General features: G+C 65.2%; 15 protein-coding genes. 6 read left to right on the top strand and 9 right to left on the bottom strand.

Translation table 11 applies throughout. The features are described from left to right. Nucleotides 1-23: 23 nt before the first annotated feature. From ACKI1H_RS22525 to ACKI1H_RS22505, 5 genes are all read right to left on the bottom strand, one after another. Nucleotides 24-797: an SDR family oxidoreductase gene (locus ACKI1H_RS22525; RefSeq protein WP_440466390.1), complete on the bottom strand. Its 774-nt coding sequence runs from the start codon at nucleotides 795-797 to the stop codon at nucleotides 24-26. 126 nt (nucleotides 798-923) lie between these two features. Beyond that, a complete protein-coding gene (locus tag ACKI1H_RS22520) occupies nucleotides 924-1,919 on the bottom strand; it encodes an AraC family transcriptional regulator ligand-binding domain-containing protein (protein ID WP_440466389.1) in 996 nt (331 codons plus the stop codon). 75 nt (nucleotides 1,920-1,994) lie between these two features. Next, nucleotides 1,995-4,016 (bottom strand): alkyl/aryl-sulfatase, encoded by a 2,022-nt coding sequence (locus ACKI1H_RS22515; RefSeq protein ID WP_440466388.1) that lies wholly within the window; start codon nucleotides 4,014-4,016, stop codon nucleotides 1,995-1,997. A 143-nt stretch (nucleotides 4,017-4,159) separates the two neighbouring features. Next, a complete protein-coding gene (locus tag ACKI1H_RS22510; protein WP_138521052.1) occupies nucleotides 4,160-4,831 on the bottom strand; it encodes a DUF3313 domain-containing protein in 672 nt (223 codons plus the stop codon). A gap of 72 nt (nucleotides 4,832-4,903) precedes the next feature. Continuing rightward, nucleotides 4,904-6,205, bottom strand: coding sequence for an OmpP1/FadL family transporter (locus tag ACKI1H_RS22505; RefSeq protein ID WP_440466387.1), 1,302 nt, complete (start codon nucleotides 6,203-6,205; stop codon nucleotides 4,904-4,906). Nucleotides 6,206-6,637: 432 nt separating this feature from the next. Here ACKI1H_RS22505 and ACKI1H_RS22500 point away from each other — a divergent pair, with 432 nt between their 5' ends. Together ACKI1H_RS22500 and aguA are read left to right on the top strand one after the other, a co-directional pair. Next, nucleotides 6,638-7,525, top strand: a complete 888-nt coding sequence (locus tag ACKI1H_RS22500) for a LysR substrate-binding domain-containing protein (protein WP_440466386.1) — start codon at nucleotides 6,638-6,640, stop codon at nucleotides 7,523-7,525. A 223-nt stretch (nucleotides 7,526-7,748) separates the two neighbouring features. After that, nucleotides 7,749-8,864 (top strand): agmatine deiminase, encoded by a 1,116-nt coding sequence (gene aguA / locus ACKI1H_RS22495; RefSeq protein WP_440466385.1) that lies wholly within the window; start codon nucleotides 7,749-7,751, stop codon nucleotides 8,862-8,864. 51 nt (nucleotides 8,865-8,915) lie between these two features. Here aguA and ACKI1H_RS22490 read toward each other — a convergent pair whose 3' ends face one another. Continuing rightward, a complete protein-coding gene (locus ACKI1H_RS22490) occupies nucleotides 8,916-10,097 on the bottom strand; it encodes a GGDEF domain-containing protein (RefSeq protein ID WP_440466384.1) in 1,182 nt (393 codons plus the stop codon). A gap of 217 nt (nucleotides 10,098-10,314) precedes the next feature. On the opposite strand from ACKI1H_RS22490, the gene ACKI1H_RS22485 reads away from it, so the two are divergent. Together ACKI1H_RS22485 and hemN are read left to right on the top strand one after the other, a co-directional pair. Beyond that, the gene (locus ACKI1H_RS22485; RefSeq protein WP_138521047.1) at nucleotides 10,315-10,578 is read left to right on the top strand and encodes a hypothetical protein; all 264 of its coding nucleotides are present in this window, start codon (nucleotides 10,315-10,317) and stop codon (nucleotides 10,576-10,578) included. A 155-nt stretch (nucleotides 10,579-10,733) separates the two neighbouring features. After that, nucleotides 10,734-12,131 carry an oxygen-independent coproporphyrinogen III oxidase gene (gene hemN, locus ACKI1H_RS22480; protein WP_440466383.1) on the top strand — a complete coding sequence of 466 codons (1,398 nt, stop codon included), beginning with the start codon at nucleotides 10,734-10,736 and terminating at the stop codon, nucleotides 12,129-12,131. Nucleotides 12,132-12,189: 58 nt separating this feature from the next. On the opposite strand, the gene ACKI1H_RS22475 is transcribed toward hemN, so the two are convergent. Further along, nucleotides 12,190-13,578: an aldehyde dehydrogenase family protein gene (locus ACKI1H_RS22475; protein WP_440466382.1), complete on the bottom strand. Its 1,389-nt coding sequence runs from the start codon at nucleotides 13,576-13,578 to the stop codon at nucleotides 12,190-12,192. Between the two features lie 109 nt (nucleotides 13,579-13,687). Between ACKI1H_RS22475 and ptrR the strand changes: the two genes are divergently transcribed. Beyond that, nucleotides 13,688-14,587, top strand: a complete 900-nt coding sequence (ptrR, locus tag ACKI1H_RS22470) for a putrescine utilization regulator PtrR (protein ID WP_138521044.1) — start codon at nucleotides 13,688-13,690, stop codon at nucleotides 14,585-14,587. On the opposite strand, the gene ACKI1H_RS22465 is transcribed toward ptrR, so the two are convergent. Together ACKI1H_RS22465 and ACKI1H_RS22460 are read right to left on the bottom strand one after the other, a co-directional pair. Further along, nucleotides 14,584-15,084 carry an ATP-dependent zinc protease family protein gene (locus tag ACKI1H_RS22465; protein WP_440466381.1) on the bottom strand — a complete coding sequence of 167 codons (501 nt, stop codon included), beginning with the start codon at nucleotides 15,082-15,084 and terminating at the stop codon, nucleotides 14,584-14,586. The genes ptrR and ACKI1H_RS22465 overlap by 4 nt on opposite strands. A gap of 177 nt (nucleotides 15,085-15,261) precedes the next feature. Then, nucleotides 15,262-16,038 carry an AraC family transcriptional regulator gene (locus tag ACKI1H_RS22460; protein ID WP_138521042.1) on the bottom strand — a complete coding sequence of 259 codons (777 nt, stop codon included), beginning with the start codon at nucleotides 16,036-16,038 and terminating at the stop codon, nucleotides 15,262-15,264. A gap of 144 nt (nucleotides 16,039-16,182) precedes the next feature. On the opposite strand from ACKI1H_RS22460, the gene ACKI1H_RS22455 reads away from it, so the two are divergent. After that, nucleotides 16,183-16,536 carry a VOC family protein gene (locus tag ACKI1H_RS22455; protein WP_440466380.1) on the top strand — a complete coding sequence of 118 codons (354 nt, stop codon included), beginning with the start codon at nucleotides 16,183-16,185 and terminating at the stop codon, nucleotides 16,534-16,536. Nucleotides 16,537-16,540 lie beyond the last annotated feature (4 nt).

The raw sequence follows: 16,540 nt of genomic DNA, 5'->3' as shown, positions 1-16,540 counted from the left end.
TGGTCAGTCCTGCGTCGTGGGGATCACTTGGTGGTATAGCCGCCATTGATCAGCAGCGTCTGCCCGGTGATCCACCAGCCGTCGCTGACCAGGTGGCGGATGAAGGGAACCACGTCCTCGATGTCGGTCAGGCCGGTCTTCGAGAAAGGCGACAGGGCGGCGGCGGTCTTGTGGTAGTTCACTGCGTCCTGCCCCTCGGCAGGATAGAAGAACGGCGTGTCCATCGGGCCAGGGCCCACAGCGGTGACGGAGATGCCGCGCTCGCCCAGCTCCTTGGCGGCGGCGCGGGTGAAGTGTTCCACCGGTGCCTTGCCGCCGGCGTAAGCGGCGTAGAAGGGCGTGAAGGCGCCCAGCAGCGAAGTGACGATGGTGCAGATCTTGCCGTTGTCGTTGAGGTGCCGGCCGGCCTCCTTGATGAAGAAGAACGCCGACTTGGCGTTCACCGCCATCATCTCGTCGTATTCGGCTTCGCTGATCTCGACCATGGGCTTCTTCAGCACCTTGCCGACCGTGTTGATGGCGATGTCCGGTTTGCCGACGGCGGCGACGGCGTCGGCAAAGAGTTTCTCCACCGCGCCTGCGCGGGTGAGGTCGGCCTGCAGTGCTACAGCCTTCGCGCCCAGTTCCTGCAGCGCGGCGACGGTCTTGTCCGCTTCCGCCTTGCTCGAGTTGCTGTTGTAGTGCACCGCCACGGCGGCGGCTCCCTGTGCGGCGAGATCGCGGGCAATCAGCCCGCCGAGGTTCTTCGCTCCTCCGGCGATAATTACCACTTTTCCCTGGATCGAATGGTCGGCCATGGTCGTCAGTCCTGCTGGGTTGAAGGCAAGCCTGAGTCTAGAGGTACGCAGGGAGAAGATAATTCCGCGCCGCTGGGATGGACTGTCCGGCGCCGCTGGACAATCTTCGCTGGAGAGCGCTGGCGTTCAGTGCTTCAGCGCGCGCCGATGCTCGATGGGCGCCATGCCGAACCAGCGGTGGTGCGCTCGGCAGAACGAGGTGGTGCGGCGGTAGCCCAGTTCCTGCGCGATGCGCGCGATGGACAGGTCGGAGTGACCGAGCAATTGTTCGGCGCGGTGACGACGGATCTGGTCGACGTGTTCCTCGAAATCGATGCCGTCATTGGCCAGGCGCCGCTGCAGCGTGCGCGGGTGCAGGTCGAGCAGTTGCGCCACCTGTTCCAGGCTGCAGCGCTGCTTGGGTAGCAGGGCGTGGATGTGACGTTCGACGGCGAAGCCGAGCTTCTCGCCGGCGTCCGAATGCGCTTCCAGGTAGAACCGGACGATGGAATGCAACAGGGCGTCGTGGCGCGCACAGGGGCGCTGCAGGTCGCGCTGGGCGATGACCAGGGCGTTGTGGTCCTGGCCGAACAGCACCGGGCAGTCGAAGTAGCGCCGGTACACCGACAGTTCTGCCTGTGGTGGGTGGCGTAGCAGCACGGTGGTGGGCTGGAAGGGGGTACCCAGCAGTTCGGCCATCATCAACTTGCCGTGCAGCAGGGACTTCTCGACGATCTGCGGAATCTCCTTGATGCACGGCAGCGTGTTGTCGAAGCAGAGCAGCGTGCAGCCGTTGCGCCGTTCCAGGCGAAAGAGGATCGAGGGGCTGTACAGGTGCATGTAGCGCACCACTGCGGCCAATCCTTCTCCAGCTGTGGGGGCCGTCTGCGCCAGGTGCTGCAACGGACCGAGCAGGGTGGATTGTTGCCGGGTCGCCAGCTCCAGCCCCAGTTCGGGCATGGCCAGGGCGTGGGCGCTGCCTTCGAAGATCTGCACCAGGCTCTTGTAGGAGAATTTTTTCTCGTAGTTGCCGACGACGCTCAGGTCGATGCGGTGAGGGGCGAGGTGTGAGCGCAGCGCAGCGCCACGCTCGGCGAGCAGATCGCCGAACTGGAGGAAAGCGGTGCCGCGAACGGTGTCCATGGGGGTGGGTTTCCAGGCCTGGGGAAAAGCGGCAGGCCAGCGGCGGAAGCCGCCGGCCTGCCCGTGGTTGCCGGGTCAGGGCGTGACGATGTTGAACCAGAAGTCGAAGTTGTCCATGTAGCTCATCAGCTCGTCGAGCTTGCCCTGGTCACCCTGCACCTTGAGCTCGCCCGAGCCTTCCGCGTCTTTGAGCGTGGTCTGCTTGAGCATCAGCTTGTTCAGGGTGTCGCGGGTGAGGGTGATGGTGGCATCGGCGTCCTTGGCCTGTACGCCCTCGGTGTGGTTCAGCACACCGTTGACCATCTCCAGCGTGTACTTCTGCTTCAGGTCGGTGAAGTCGAAGTTGAGGGTGATGTGCTTGTCCGCCACCTCAGGCCCTTTCAAACGCATGGCCAGGTAGTCGAAGAACAGGTCCAGGTCCATCGCCTTGACGGTGTCGGGGCTGGCGGTGTCCGGGGTCGGCAGCTTCTGCACGCCGTTGCGCAGTTCCTGCGCGCCGGTCAGGTAGAAGTTGCGCCACGGGCCGCTCTCGGCCTGGTAGCCAAGCTGTTCCAGCGCATCGGCCTGCAGGTTCTTCGCCGCCTGGTTGTTCGGGTCGGCGAAGACCACGTGGTTGACCACCTCGGCCACCCAGCGGAAGTCGCCCTTGTCGTAGTACTCCTTGGCCTTCTTCAGCACGGCGTCGGCGCCGCCCATCATGTCGACGTAGCGCTTGGCTTCTTCCTCGGGCGGCAGCTCCCAGAGGGTCGCCGGGTTGCCGATGAACCAGCCGAGGTAGAGCACGTAGGTCGCCTTCACGTTGTGGTTCAGCGAGCCGTAGTAGCCACGGTTGGAGAAGCGGTCGGCGATACCCTTGGGCAGTTTCACCTGCTCGGCGATCTCGGTCATGGTCAGGCCCTTGTTGGCCAGACGCAGGGTCTCGTCGTTGATGTAGCGGTACATGTCGCGCTGCGAGGAGAGCTGGTCGCGCACTTCCTTGTTGCCCCACACCGGCCAGTGGTGCATGGCGTACATCACCTGCACGTCGTTGCCCCACATCTTCAGGGCTTCGTTGAGGTACTTGGACCAGGGCAGCGGCTCGCGGATCTTCGCGCCGCGCAGCGAGTAGGTGTTGTGCAGGGTGTGGGTGGAGTCCTCGGCGGTGTTGAGGGCCTTCTTCTCCTTGATGTAGTACATCATCTCGGCCGGCGCCTCGCTGCCCGGCGCGTAGAGGAACTCGTAGGTGAGGCCGTCGATCACCCGCTTCTCGCCGGTCTTGGAAATGATGTCGGTGGGCGGGATCAGGGTCACGGTACCGGCCGAGGTGGTAGTGCCCAGGCCGGCGCCCAGTTGGCCGGTTTCACTCGGCGGCAGCAGGTTGCCGTACATGTAGCTGGCGCGACGGCTCATCGCGGTGCCGGCCATCACGTTCTCGGCCACGGCGTGTTCGAGGAAGCCCAGCGGGGCGTAGATCTTGACCTTGCCGGCCTTCACATCCTTCTCGTCCACCACGCCGCGCACACCGCCGTAGTGGTCGACGTGACTGTGGGTGTAGATCACCGCGACCACCGGTTTCTTCGGTCGGTGTGCGAAGTACAGGTCAAGTGCCGCCTTGGCGGTCTCGGCGGAGATCAGCGGGTCGAAGATGGTGATGCCGGTCTTGCCCTCGACGATGGTCATGTTCGACAGGTCGTAGTTGCGCACCTGGTAGATGCCGTCGGTGACCTGGAACAAGCCGGAAATGTTGATCAGCTGGGATTGCCGCCACAGGCTGGGGTTGGTGGTGGCTGGCGCGGCTTCACCTTCCTTGATGAAGTTGTACTTGGCCGGGTCCCAGATCAGGTTGCCTTTCTCGCCCTTGATCGGCTCGCTGGGCAGCGGGGCGATGAAGCCTTTGTGGGCCAGCTCGAACGAGGTCTTGTCGTTGAACGGCAGCTCTTGCAGCAGGGCATCGTTGGCGGCCTTGGTGGCGTCGGTTGCCGGCTTGGGCGCTTCGGCAGCCCAGGCCTGGGTCGTCATGGAAATGGCTGCCGCCAGCAGGAACGACGAGCTGAATTTCCACAGCCTGGCGGCGCCCTGGCCATCCATCGAGTGCGACGATTGCGCGATCAGTTTCATCTCAAGCTCCTTCTTGCTTGATGCGCCGTACCCTTCGAGGCAACTGCCAGCGGTGTGGTCTTGGACTTGTTCGAGGTATTGCAGACGAGGTTTCGCCTTTCCGGCATGGCCCGCTCTCGCGCGAGCCATGCCGGGTCAGGGGGTTACTTGCTCTTGAGTTGCTCGTAGGACTTGACCATGTCCCGCGCCCAGCCATCGAGCAGGGCCTTGGCGTCGTTGGCGGTCATGACCTGGGAGGAGTTGTCCAGCTCGCTGCCGGCACCCTTGCGCACCACCTGGGCGACCACCGTGCCGTTACTGCCGTCGAGGAAAGCGGCTTCGGTGGCGATGCTGGTGTCCTGGTCACGGATACCGGTGGCGGTGCTGACGCCGGCGGCGATCAGGGCGATGGGGATGACCTCATAGGGTTGCAGGCCCTTGGTCGATGCACTGACGGCGGTGATCGCCGGGCGCACGACGAGCACGCCAGGGCCAGGACCGCTAGCCAGGGGCAGGGCCTTGGCGAATTGCGTCTGCAGTGACTGGTCGTAGTACTTGGTAATGCCGTCCAGCGTGCTCTGCGGGATCTTCTCGCTGGGCTGCGGTTGCGGGTAGAGCTGGCTCGGCTCGACATACACGCTGGTGAACTGGCTGACGTCGATGCCGGGCTTGATCCAGCGCATCACCGGTGCGCCGGAGGGGGACTTCTCTTCCTTGAGGACCTTGTAGTCCTTGAGGAAGCCGGAGTAGTTCTCCGGCTCCACGTACTTGCTCGCACAGCCGGTGAGGGTGAGGGTGGCCAGGCACAGCGGCATGGCCAGGAGTTTCCAGTTCATTGTATTGCTCCTTGTGGGCGGTACTGCATCGATGGTGTCGGGGGCGCGCTCTTGGCGGCGCGTTGCTCGTGCTCAGAAACGCCAGGTCGCGCCGCCGCCAAGGATGTGCAGGGCGGCATTGCGGTAAGTGCCGGAAAGGGTCTCGCCGGAGCGGGACTTGGTCTGTTCGTCGTCCATGTCGCCGAGCCAGACGAGGGTGTAGGCCAGGTGCAGGTCCAGGCCCTCGTCCACCTGGTAGTTGACCCCGGTGGCCAGGCGCCAGGCCTCGCCCATGGGGTTGTCCACGGTGCGGTCCTTGTCGTCCACCGCCGAGCTGTCGTAGCCCAGGCCAAGGCTCCAGCGCCATTGCGGGGTGGCCTGGTACTGGGTGCCGATGGAGGCGTGCCAGGTGTCCTTGTACTGGCGGTCGACGGTGCGATCCACGCCGCCGGCGTTGGCGTCCACCTCCACGCCGATCTCGCCGAAGTCGCTCCAGTCCTGCCAGCCCAGGCTGCCCAGCAGCTTCCACTGCGGGTCGAGCTGGTGGGCGATGCTCAAGGTCGCGGTCTGCGGGATATTCATGTCCAGTTCCAGCGAGTCGACATCCAGACGGCGCAGCGCGGCATTGATGATCGGGTTGCTGACCTTTCGCACATCGGGGCTGTCTTCGAACTCCAGCTTCACCTTGCTGGTGTAGGCGAAGCCGATCTTGGTGCGATCGCTGAGGTCATAGAGCAGGCCGATGTTCACCCCGGTACCGACATCGGTGTCCTTGTATTCCAGTTGCCCGTCGGGAGCATCGCGCAGGCCGAGCAGGTTGTTGTTGATGGCCGTTTCGTTGCGGTAGTAGGCGTAAACGATGCGCGGGCCGATGCCGAGCGTGAGCTGGTCGGTGAACTTGTGCGCGATGGTCGGCTGGAACGACACGCCGATGACCGCTGCCTCCTGGTTGAAGTAGCGGCCGGCCCAGTCGTCGTCATAGTCCAGCGCCAGGCCGAAGTTGCCATACATGCCGAAGCCGATGGCCGAGCGTTCGTCGATCTGCTGGCTGACGAAGAAGCTGGCACCCGGCAGCCATTTCAGGGAGTTGCCACCTTCGTTGCCATCGAACTGGTTGTTGCTGTCGCGCGAGAAGCTCAGGTCGCCGAGGATGACCTGGGCGTTGGCGCTGATCTGCGTGCCCTTGAGCTCGGCGATGCCGGCCGGATTGCTCATCAGCACGCTGGGGTCGCTGGCCAGCGCGGCCGAGCCGGCGTTGGCCAGGCCATTGCCTTCCTGACCGGCCTCGTAGATGAGGATGCCACCGGCAGCGGCGGGGCCGACGAACAGGATACAAAGCGATGTCGCAATGGAAGCGCCTATGGCCTTTGCGGCGCCTGTGCGGACTCTGGTCATCGAGCATCCCCTGCTGATCCCTGACTGGCTCTCATGGCGTTCGAGCCGATGAAAGGCATTCGCTCCGAATGCGTGCTGGAGACGGCGATCCCTTGTCCCGTGGTGCTTTTCCCACCGGCTGGGTCGTGAAGATCAGCCTAGATAGCGATACGGGATATGCAACCGGGATTTTGGTGCGAGACGCGATCAATGTTCAGTTCACGACACAAAGATGGACATAAAGAGTATCCAATCGCCGGGGGACTTCGCTGCCTGCCACTGAGCGTCAAGCGCTGCGGGCGAAAGGGGTGGGGCAGACGAACAGCGGTTGTCGTGAAAAGAGTGCTGCGCGCAGCGGTGAGTTTCGCGCTGGGGCGCCTGTATCCGCCTTGCGTCGTGCAGGCTGCGTCGGTCAGCATGCCGGCCGCCTTGCCAATAAAGACTGCTTTCATCATGCGACGCCTACCTTCGCTTACCGCCCTGCGCACCTTCGAATCCGCTGCACGCCATGCGCACTTCGGCCGAGCTGCCGCCGAGCTGTGCGTGACCGACAGTGCGGTCAGCCACCAGATTCGCCAGCTGGAAGAGCAGTTGGGGGCGACGCTGTTCGAGCGCCAGGGCCGCCAGGTGCAGCCTACCGCCCAGGCGCGGCGCCTGCTGCGCAGCCTGCAGCAGGCTTTCGAACTAATCGCCACGGCATGCGATGAGTTGCGCGACCCGGGCTCCCAGGCGCAGTTGCACATCGCGGTGACGGTGGAGCTGGCGCAGAAATGGCTGGTGGGCCGGCTGGCAGACTTCGCCGAGCGCTACCCGGAGATAGTCCTGCACCTGCACGAGCAACCGCTGGAGGCACCGGGGCCGGCTGCCGAGATCGACCTGGCCATCACCTACGGTACCGGTCCGGCGGACGCCAGCACCTACTTCGTGCGACCGCTGCCGACCCTGCAGTTCTTCCCGGTGTGCAGCCCCGGCCTGTTCAACCAGTCGCCGCTCAAGCACCCGCGCGACCTGGCGCGCCACTGCCTGCTGCATGATGACCAGGACGGCAAGTCCTGGACTGCCTGGCTGACTACCCATGCCAGCGATATCCGCCCCAGCCGCCATGTCTACCTCGGTCACGCCGGGCTGACCATGGAAGCGGCGGTGCGCGGGCAAGGCGTGGCCATCGGCGACAACCTCACCAGCGCCGAGGACCTGGCCTGCGGCCGGCTGGTGCGCCCGTTCGCCGCGCAGATCACCTCGCTGGGGCAGTACGCGCTGGTCTGCGAGCGCCTGCGCCTGGAGAAGCCGGCCGTGGCGGATTTCATCCAGTGGTTTACCGATCAGCTCAACGACATGTGAATACGCCGCCGGCTCCTACAGCTCAAGACGGGCTTCGGCATGTTGGCGGCTGTGGGCGGGGCCTATGGAGTGGGCTGGACACAGCCCATGTTCGGTGAGGCTCATCATTTGCCTTTGAAATGATGAATTGAATTCAGCTATTCCGCGAAATTCATCATTGGTTTCTGCCGCTTCGGACCGGCAATCTTGGGGCCATTCCCGTCCCTGAATCCGGAGCGTCCCGATGTCCCGCACCCACTCGACAATGCCCAAGGCCGACGGCTTCCGTCTGCCCGGCGAATTCGAACCCAAGGCCCGCTGCTGGCTCGGCTGGCCCGAGCGCAGCGACGTCTGGCGCAACGGCGGCAAGCCGGCACAGAAAGTCTGGGTAGAGGTGGTGAGTGCCATCGCCAGCAGCGAGCCGGTAACCGTCTGCGCTTCTGCCGCGCAGTACGCCAACGCCCGGCGCATGCTTCCCGAGAACGTGCGCGTGGTGGAGATGACCTGCAACGACACCTGGTTCCGCGACAGCGGCCCGGCCTTCCTGGTCAATGACGCAACCGGCGAGATGCGCGGTGTGGACTTCCAGTTCAACGCCTACGGCGGGCTCGATGGCGGACTCTACTATCCCTGGGACAAGGACGACCAGATCGCGCAGAAAATCCTCGAGATCGAAGACTTCGACCGTTATCGCGCGTCGATCATCGCCGAGATGGGCAGCATCCGCAGTGACGGCCAGGGCACCCTGCTGACCACCGAACAATGCCTGCTCAACCGCAATCGCAATGCCCACCTGGGCAAGCAGGAAGTCACCCGCCGTCTCTGTGACTACCTGGGTGCCGAACATGTGATCTGGTTGCCGCGCGGCTGCAAGTTCGACGAAACCGACGGCCACGTCGACGACCTGGCCTGCTTCGTGCGACCGGGAGTGGTGGTGATGCAGTGGACGGACGACCGCAGCGACCCGCAGTGGGAAATCTACCAGGAGGCCTACGACGTGCTGCGCAGTGCCCGTGATGCCAGTGGCAATTCTCTGGAGGTGCACAAGCTACCGCAGCCGCAGGTGCTGGAGTGGACTGCTGCCGAGGCCGAGGGCCTGGATCAGGTCGAGGGCAGCTTCGACCGCCAGGAAGGCACGAAAATCTGTGCCTCCTACATCAACTTCTACACCGGCAACTCGGCCATCGTGATGCCGTTCTTCAACGATCCCAATGACCGCATCGCCCAGGGCGTGCTGGCCGAGCTGTTCCCGGAGAAGCGGGTGATCGGCATCGACAACTCGCGGGAAATCCTCCTGGGCGGTGGCAACATCGGCTGCATCACCATGCCCCAGTACGCGGTGCCGGCGCGCCGCGGCTGAGGTTTCCGCAGGGCCCGCCCAGTGCGGGCGCGTTGCTCACATCAGCGCGAATCAGCCCAGCCGCAGCGGGTCGCCACCGGTAACCGTGCGATCCATCAGGCGGATGCTGTCGCGACCGCCGCGCTTGGATTCGTAGAGTGCGGCATCGCCTTGCTCGATCAGCGCGGCGAGGCTGGCCGGTGGCTGGTCGAACAGGTTGGCGCCGATGCTCAGGGTCACCGCCTGGGGCGTGTCGAAGTTCTGTGTGGCGGTGTTCTGGAACTGCTCCCGCAGCTTGCCGGCCAGTTCCATCACCTGTTCGCCGCTGATGTTGCTCAGCAGGATGACGAACTCGTCGCCACCCAGCCGCGCGGCCACTGCTCGCTCGGGTAACGCCGCCCGGATCATTTCGCTGAGCGCCACCAGCAGGCGGTCGCCGGCGGTATGTCCGTACAGGTCGTTGACCTGCTTGAAATTGTCGATATCGATCAGCAACAGCGCGCCGGGACGTTCCGCAGAGATATCCTCGAACACGCGGGGCGCACGGACTTCCAGTGCGCGGCGGTTGTACAGGGCGGTCAGCGGGTCACGCGCAGCAAGACGGGCGATGCGCTTTTCGCGGCGATAGCGCTCGGTGCCGGTCATCGACAGGGCGATCAGCATGATCGCCATGGCACCCTCGACCAGGGAAATCTGGATGATTTCGCCACGGAACGCGGCCAGGTCGATCAGCGTGCCGGGGACGATCACCGTCGCACCCTTGGCCAGGTAGAAGGCGCCGTGCACCAGCATCACGTAGCGCAACTGCACCGCGCCCACGCTCAGGGACTTGCCATGGGAGCGCAGCAGGTAACTGGCGCGCAGGGAGAGCAGGGCGACCAGCCAGGAGTTGGCCAGCAGCATGAGCTTGGACCACAGCGGGCCACCGTCGGGCAGCGCCAGCAGCGCTATCCAGGTGAGCGGGACGAGCAGCCAGCCGCGTGACAACCTTGCCTCGGTGAACTTCGCTACCCCACTGAGGAAGAACCAGTGGGCCAGCACCAGCAGGCCGTTGGCGAACCAGATACCCACCAGCAGGTAGCCGCCCATGCGCAGCAGGGCGAGGGTGGAGCCGAGGGTGATGGTGGCGAAGCCGGCGCTCCAGTAGAGCAGCGAGCGTTCGCGTACGCTGCGCCATTCGATGGCCAGATACAGCGCTGCGGCCGCCGCGAGGGCGACCGAGATAGTCAACATGGTGGGTGGATCAAGCGCCATTTTCGAAACCGTACTGCACTGTCGGCAAAAACCGTGATTGTAAGCGCCCTTGCTGGTATTCCGGTATGTCAACCGGGCGCTTCCGGTCGGGTTTGCATCCGTTCTGTCGCGTCTGGAAAGCACTTCTTCCGCTTTCGTCGCATTGCCGAAGCGGCCATTTGCCATCAGACTGTGCGGGTTCGTGAGTATTCGCTGTGGGGCTGGGAGGCCCGAAGCCATGGAGAAGCCGACACGCCGGCGCTGGAGCCCGCTTTGGTTCCTGATCGTCGCGGCCAGCTACCTGATCGCCATCCTGTTCACCGTGGCCCTGGCAGGGCTGGGCTGGATTCTCTTTTCCGGCGGGCTGGACATGGCTGTGGTGAAGGAACGCCGCTACCTGCTGCTGGGCAGCGGTGGCCTGATGCTGGCGGTGTCTGCCTATATCCTGCTGATGTCGATCCCGACCAGCTTCCTCTCCACGGTACGCCGCGACCGCTCCTGATGCCTCGCCAGCGGTCGGCTATCGGCGCGAAGGTGCTGGGATATGCCTGACTGGAAGGAAGTCTTGATCCCGCGCAGGGAGTGGGGCGGCAGGCAGGTGTAAGGTTGCCGCGCGACTCGCAGCGTCAGACTGCCAGCGCCTCAGGAGCCCGTGTCATGCCCGAATCGATGAGTTTCAACCGCGCGCTGGTGGAGAAGTACGACCGTCCCGGCCCGCGCTATACCTCCTATCCCACTGCGCCGCAGTTCCATGGTGCCTTTGCCGCCGACGACTACCGCGCGGCCGCCCAGCGCAGCAATCATCCCGGCAGCGAGGGCGTGGCCAAGCCGCTCTCGGTGTACATCCATATCCCGTTCTGCAAGAGCCTCTGCTACTACTGCGCCTGCAACAAGATCATCACCCAGAAGACCCACCGCGCCGTGGAGTACCTGGACTACCTCAAGCGCGAGATCGCCCTGCAGGCGGAGCTGTTCGACGGCTCGCGCAAGCTCACCCAGCTGCACCTGGGCGGTGGCACGCCGACCTATCTGAGCAGCGAGCAACTGGGTGAGGTAATGGACAGCCTGCGCCAGCACTTCAACCTCGACGAAAGCGACGCCCACGAGTTCTCCATCGAAGTCGACCCGCGCACCATCAGCCGCGAACGCATCGCCGAACTGCGCGCCCAGGGCTTCAACCGCCTGAGCTTCGGCGTGCAGGATTTCGACGAACAGGTGCAGCAGGCGGTCAACCGTGTGCAGAGCGAACAGCAGGTCTTCGACCTGGTGCAGGCTGCCCGTGAGGCGAAGTTCAAGTCGGTGTCGGTGGACCTGATCTATGGCCTGCCGCTGCAGACGGTGGAGAGCTTCGACACAACGCTGAGCAAGATCATCGCCCTGCGTCCGGATCGCATCGCCGCCTACAGCTACGCCCACCTGCCCGAGCGGGTGCGCGCGCAACGGCTGATCCGCCGCGAGGACATGCCGCCAGCGGAGCGCAAGCTGGAACTGCTGGAGCTGACCATCCGGCGCCTGACCGAAGCGGGCTATGTCTATATCGGCATGGACCATTTCGCCCTGCCGGACGATGAGCTCACGGTGGCCCGCAACAACGGCACCCTGCAGCGCAACTTCCAGGGCTATTCGACCCACGCCGATTGCGACCTGATCGCTTTGGGCGTGTCGTCCATCAGCAAGGTCGGCGATACCTACGGGCAGAACGTGAAGGAGCTGTCGCAGTACTACGCACGGCTCGACGCAGGGCTGCTGCCGGTGCACAAAGGCTACCGCCTGACCGACGACGACCGCCTGCGCCGCGAAGTGATCGGCGCGCTGATGTGCCATGGCCGCGTGGACTACGCCCCGCTGGAAGAGCGCCACGGCATTCGTTTCGGCGAGTACTTCGAGGGTTCGCTGCAGCAGCTGCGGGAGCAGGTCGGCGACGGCCTGATCGAGCTGCATGACGACGCGCTGGTGCTGCTGCCCCAGGGCCAGCTGATGATGCGCAGCGTGGCGATGGCCTTCGACGCCTACCTGGGCGGCGGGCAGCAGGAGCGCTTCTCGCGGACCATCTGATGCCGCTGCCGGATGCAGAACGGCCCGCCATCAAGGCGGGCCGTTCTGTTTTCAATGCTCAGCGGCGATCGACCCAGACGGTCTGTGCGTTGCAGAACTCGCGCACGCCGAAGTGGGACAGCTCGCGACCGAAGCCGCTCTTCTTCACGCCGCCGAAACCGACACGCGCGTCGCTGGCGCTGTAGCCGTTGATGAACACGCCACCGACGTCCAGCTCGGCGCTCATCTGCCGGGCTCGGGCGAGGTCGGCGGTGAAAACCGTGGCGGTCAGGCCGAAGTCGCTGTCGTTGGCCAGTTCCAGCGCGTGGCGGGCCTCCTTCGCGCGGATGATCGAGGCCACCGGGCCAAACAGTTCTTCGCGGAACGAGGTCATTGCCGGGGTGACATCGGCCAGCACGGTTGGTTGGTAGAAGTTGCCCGCGCCTTCCACCTTGCCGCCGCCCAGCAGCAGCGTGGCGCCTTCGGCCAGGGTGCGCTGCACCTGGTCGTCCAGCTCGTCGCGCAGGTCGAAGCGGGCCATCGGGCCGACGTAGGTTTGTGCCAGGGTCGGGTCACCCATCGCCATCTCACGGGCCGCAGCGACGAAGCGCTCGGTGAACGCGTCGGCGATGCTCTGCTCGATGATGAAACGCTTGGCTGCGGCGCAGACCTGTCCGGAGTTCTGGAAGCGCCCGGCGACCGCAGCCTTCACCGCGACCTCAAGGTCGGCGTCGGCGAGCACGATGAAGGCATCCGATCCGCCCAGTTCCAGCACGCACTTCTTCAGCGCGGCGCCCGCCTGGGCACCGATGGCCGAGCCGGCGCGCACGCTGCCGGTGACAGTGACGGCGGCGATACGGTCGTCGCGGATGGCCTGGGACACCAGGTCGTTGCCGACGTTGATCACTTCGAAAACGCCCGCCGGGAAGGCCGCCTGCTGGAACGCCTGCAGCATTCCGTAGGCGCTGCCCATGACGTTCGGCGCGTGCTTGAGCACATAGGTGTTGCCGGCCAGCAGCGCCGGCACCGCGCCGCGCAGCACCTGCCAGATCGGGAAGTTCCACGGCATCACCGCGAGGATCGGGCCCAGCGGGCGGTATTCGATCCAGGCACGCTCGTGCTCCACGCTGGTCGGCTCCGGGGCGAGCATCTGCGGGCCGTTGGCGGCGTACCAATCGCACAGGGCGGCGCACTTTTCCACTTCGCCACGGGCCTGGGTGATCGGCTTGCCCATTTCGGCGGTAATGGTGGCGGCGAGGGCGTCGGCGTTGGCGCGCAAGGCCTGGCCAAGGCGTACCAGGGCGGCAGCACGCTGTTCTAGCGGGGTGCGCTTCCAGGATGCGTAGCCCTGGGCCGCGCGGGCCAGTGCCTGCTCCAGCGCCTCGGCGGACTCGAAGGCGTAGCTGTCGATCACCTCGCCATTGGCGGGGTTGCGGGAGATCGCGTGGGTCTGCGGGGTGATGCTCATGGCTCGCTCCTGGAGGGTGGGGTGGCAGGGAGTGGAGCCAGTGTCGCGTTGATCGATGCTTATGAAAACTGAATAATAATGACGATTATGCTCTCGTTTGGAGAATGAAATGGATCTGGTCCAGCTGGAAATCTTCTGCGCCGTGGCTGCCCACAAGAGCATCGCCGCCGCTGCCCAGGCCATGCACCGCGTGCCGTCCAACCTGACCACACGGATCAAGCAGCTGGAAGCGGACCTGGGCGCCGACCTGTTCATCCGCGAGAACAACCGCCTGCGGCTGTCCCTGGCCGGGCACGACTTCCTCGTCTACGCCACGCGTATCCTCGGGCTGGTTGAAGAGGCGCGGGTGGTGGTCTCGGGCAAGGAGCCCACCGGGCGTTTCCCCATCGGCTCGCTGGAGAGCACGGCGGCGGTGCGCATCCCGCGTCTGCTGGCGCGCTACCACCAGCAATACCCGAAGGTGGAACTGGACCTGTCTACCGGCCCCTCGGGCGACATGATTGATGGAGTAATCGCCGGCGAGCTGATCGCCGCCTTCGTCGACGGCCCGATCAAGCACCCGGCGCTGGAGGGTGTGCCGGTGTTCGACGAGGACATGCTGGTGGTCGCGCCTTCGCACCACGCACCGATCCGGCGTGGTCAGGATGCCGACGGCGAGATGATCTACGTGTTCCGCGACAACTGCTCCTACCGCCACCACTTCGAACGCTGGTTCGCCGCGGATGGCGCGGCGCCCGGTGCCATCCGCGAGCTGGAGTCCTACCACAGCATGCTCGCCTGCGTGAGTGCCGGCGGCGGCCTGGCGGTGATGCCGCGCAGCATGCTGAGCAATATGCCCGGCAGTGCCTCGGTCAGTGCCTGGCCCATGAGCGGCGACTTCGCCCGGCTGAACACCTGGCTGATCTGGCGTAGCGACTCACGCTCGCGCTCACTGGAGTTGTTCCGCCAGTTGGTGGACGAGCAGGCGGCGGTGCTGGATATGGCCGGAGGCCCGGCAACCTCGCTCTAGTGGCGGGTCTGCTGGGTGAAGGTCCGGCGGGTATCCACCGGCCCGATGCGTGCCAGCGTTCGACGGCCCAGCAGCAGGGGGTAGAGCATGTCCTTGCGGTCGCGCAGGGAGAATTCCTCGACCAGCATCTGCTGGCCGATGCGCACCTCCATCGTCACCACCGGGCGATGATCGACGCCGCCCGCGCCCCGTAGCTTCACCCGGCGTACCAGTGGGCGTTCGAACTCCTGGCTGAAGGGTTCGCCGGTTTCGCGGTTCCTTGCGACCACGCGAAACCGCACCCATTGCTTCCCAGCGCGGCGGAAATAGCGAATATCCCGTGCATCCAGCGACGAGGTGAGGGCGCCGGTATCGAGCTTGGCCTTCAGGGCGATGGCGCCGGGGTAGAGGCGGACTTCCTCCACCCAGCCATTCACCGGCAGGTCCGCGGAGCGGGACTTCAGCGTGGCGGCGAAGGCCAGCACCAGCATGGCGAGCGAGAGAGAATTCAACTCCATGGTCATTCTCCGAGGGAATCGCGTGGCGGACGACTCCATGCTTGAGCCCGAAAGGTTATGGCGGTGTTAAAGGCAGGTCTTCGAAATGTGCGATTGGTGGCTCATGGCTAGCATTGCCGACGAACGGCCGTTCGCAGCGGCTCGCCGCCGCTTCCGGCGTTGCGCCCGATAGCTGTGCTAGCTGCCTTGAGTGACCGTCTGATAGCTGCTGGGCGCCACTCCAAGACAGCGGCGGAACATGCTGGAGAAGGCGCTCGGGCTGTCATAGCCCAGCTCCAGCGCGACGCGGGTGACGGGTGTGCCGGCGGAAAGGCGGGTGACGGCCGCGAGCAGGCAGGCCTGCTGGCGCCAGGCACCGAAGGACAGGCCGGTCTGCTGGCGGAACAGCCGGCTGAAGGTGCGCGTGCTGCAGTGCAGTTCGGCGGCCCAGAGGTCTGCCGTGACGTCGATGGCCGGCGCGCGCAGGAAGTCCCGGCACAGCTCGAGCAAGCGCGGATGGGCCGGCAGCGGGGCGAACAGCGGCAGGCTCGGCGCCTCGCGCAGTTCGTGAAGCAGCAGGCGGATCAGGTCGCCGTCGCGGCCGCCTTCGTCATGCAGTGCCGGCACCTCGACGCTGGCCAGCAGCAGGTGATGCAGCAGCGGCGAGACAGTCAGCGCCTGGCACAGCAGGGTGTCACGTACCGGAACCTGCGGGTCGATATACAGGCTGCGGGTGCTGACGCCGCGCATCAGCACCCGATGCTGCTTGCCGGCGGGAATCCACACACCGCTGTAGGGCGGGATCACCCAGGCACCGTCCTCGGTCTCAACCTCCATGAGCCCGCTCATACCGTAGAGGAATTGCGCGCGGCGGTGGGAGTGGGGCTTGAGCAGGGTGCCCAGCGGGTAGTCGGTGCCGATGGCGAGCACGCTGCGGTCGAGGTGGTCGACGCTGGAGAGGGGGACATTGAGCATGGCGGCGAATCTGGCTGAGGCGCGATGATTATTCGTCAATCCACGCAGAATGGCCAACTACCCTGCGGCCGACTGGCGCGGTGCACGTTGCCCGCGTGGGATTTGCCGTAGGATCAGGCCCACATGACTTGCCAGGAGGCGACTATGGGTACCCGTGGACACGACCGTCAGATCGACAACATCGAATTCAACGTCAGTGACATCGCGCGCAGTAAGGCCTTCTACGGCAGCGCCTTCGGCTGGAGGTTCACCGACTACGGCCCCACCTACTGCGAATTCAGCGACGGTCGCCTCACCGGTGGCTTCACCACGGGCGAGCCCGTACGCCCCGGCGGCCCGCTGGTGATCCTCTACGCCGACGATCTGGTACAGACCCAGGCCCGCCTCGAAGCGGCTGGCGCCACCATCAGCCGCGCGACCTTCGCCTTTCCCGGCGGCCGGCGCTTCCATTTCATCGACCCGGACGGCTACGAGCTGGCGGTGTGGTCCGCCGACTGATTCC

This window comes from Pseudomonas sp. YH-1 (assembly GCF_051990045.1).
In the GTDB taxonomy this organism is placed as follows: domain Bacteria; phylum Pseudomonadota; class Gammaproteobacteria; order Pseudomonadales; family Pseudomonadaceae; genus Pseudomonas; species Pseudomonas nicosulfuronedens.
Note: the sequence above shows the minus strand (reverse complement) of the source record. Positions and strands in the feature narration are given on the sequence as shown.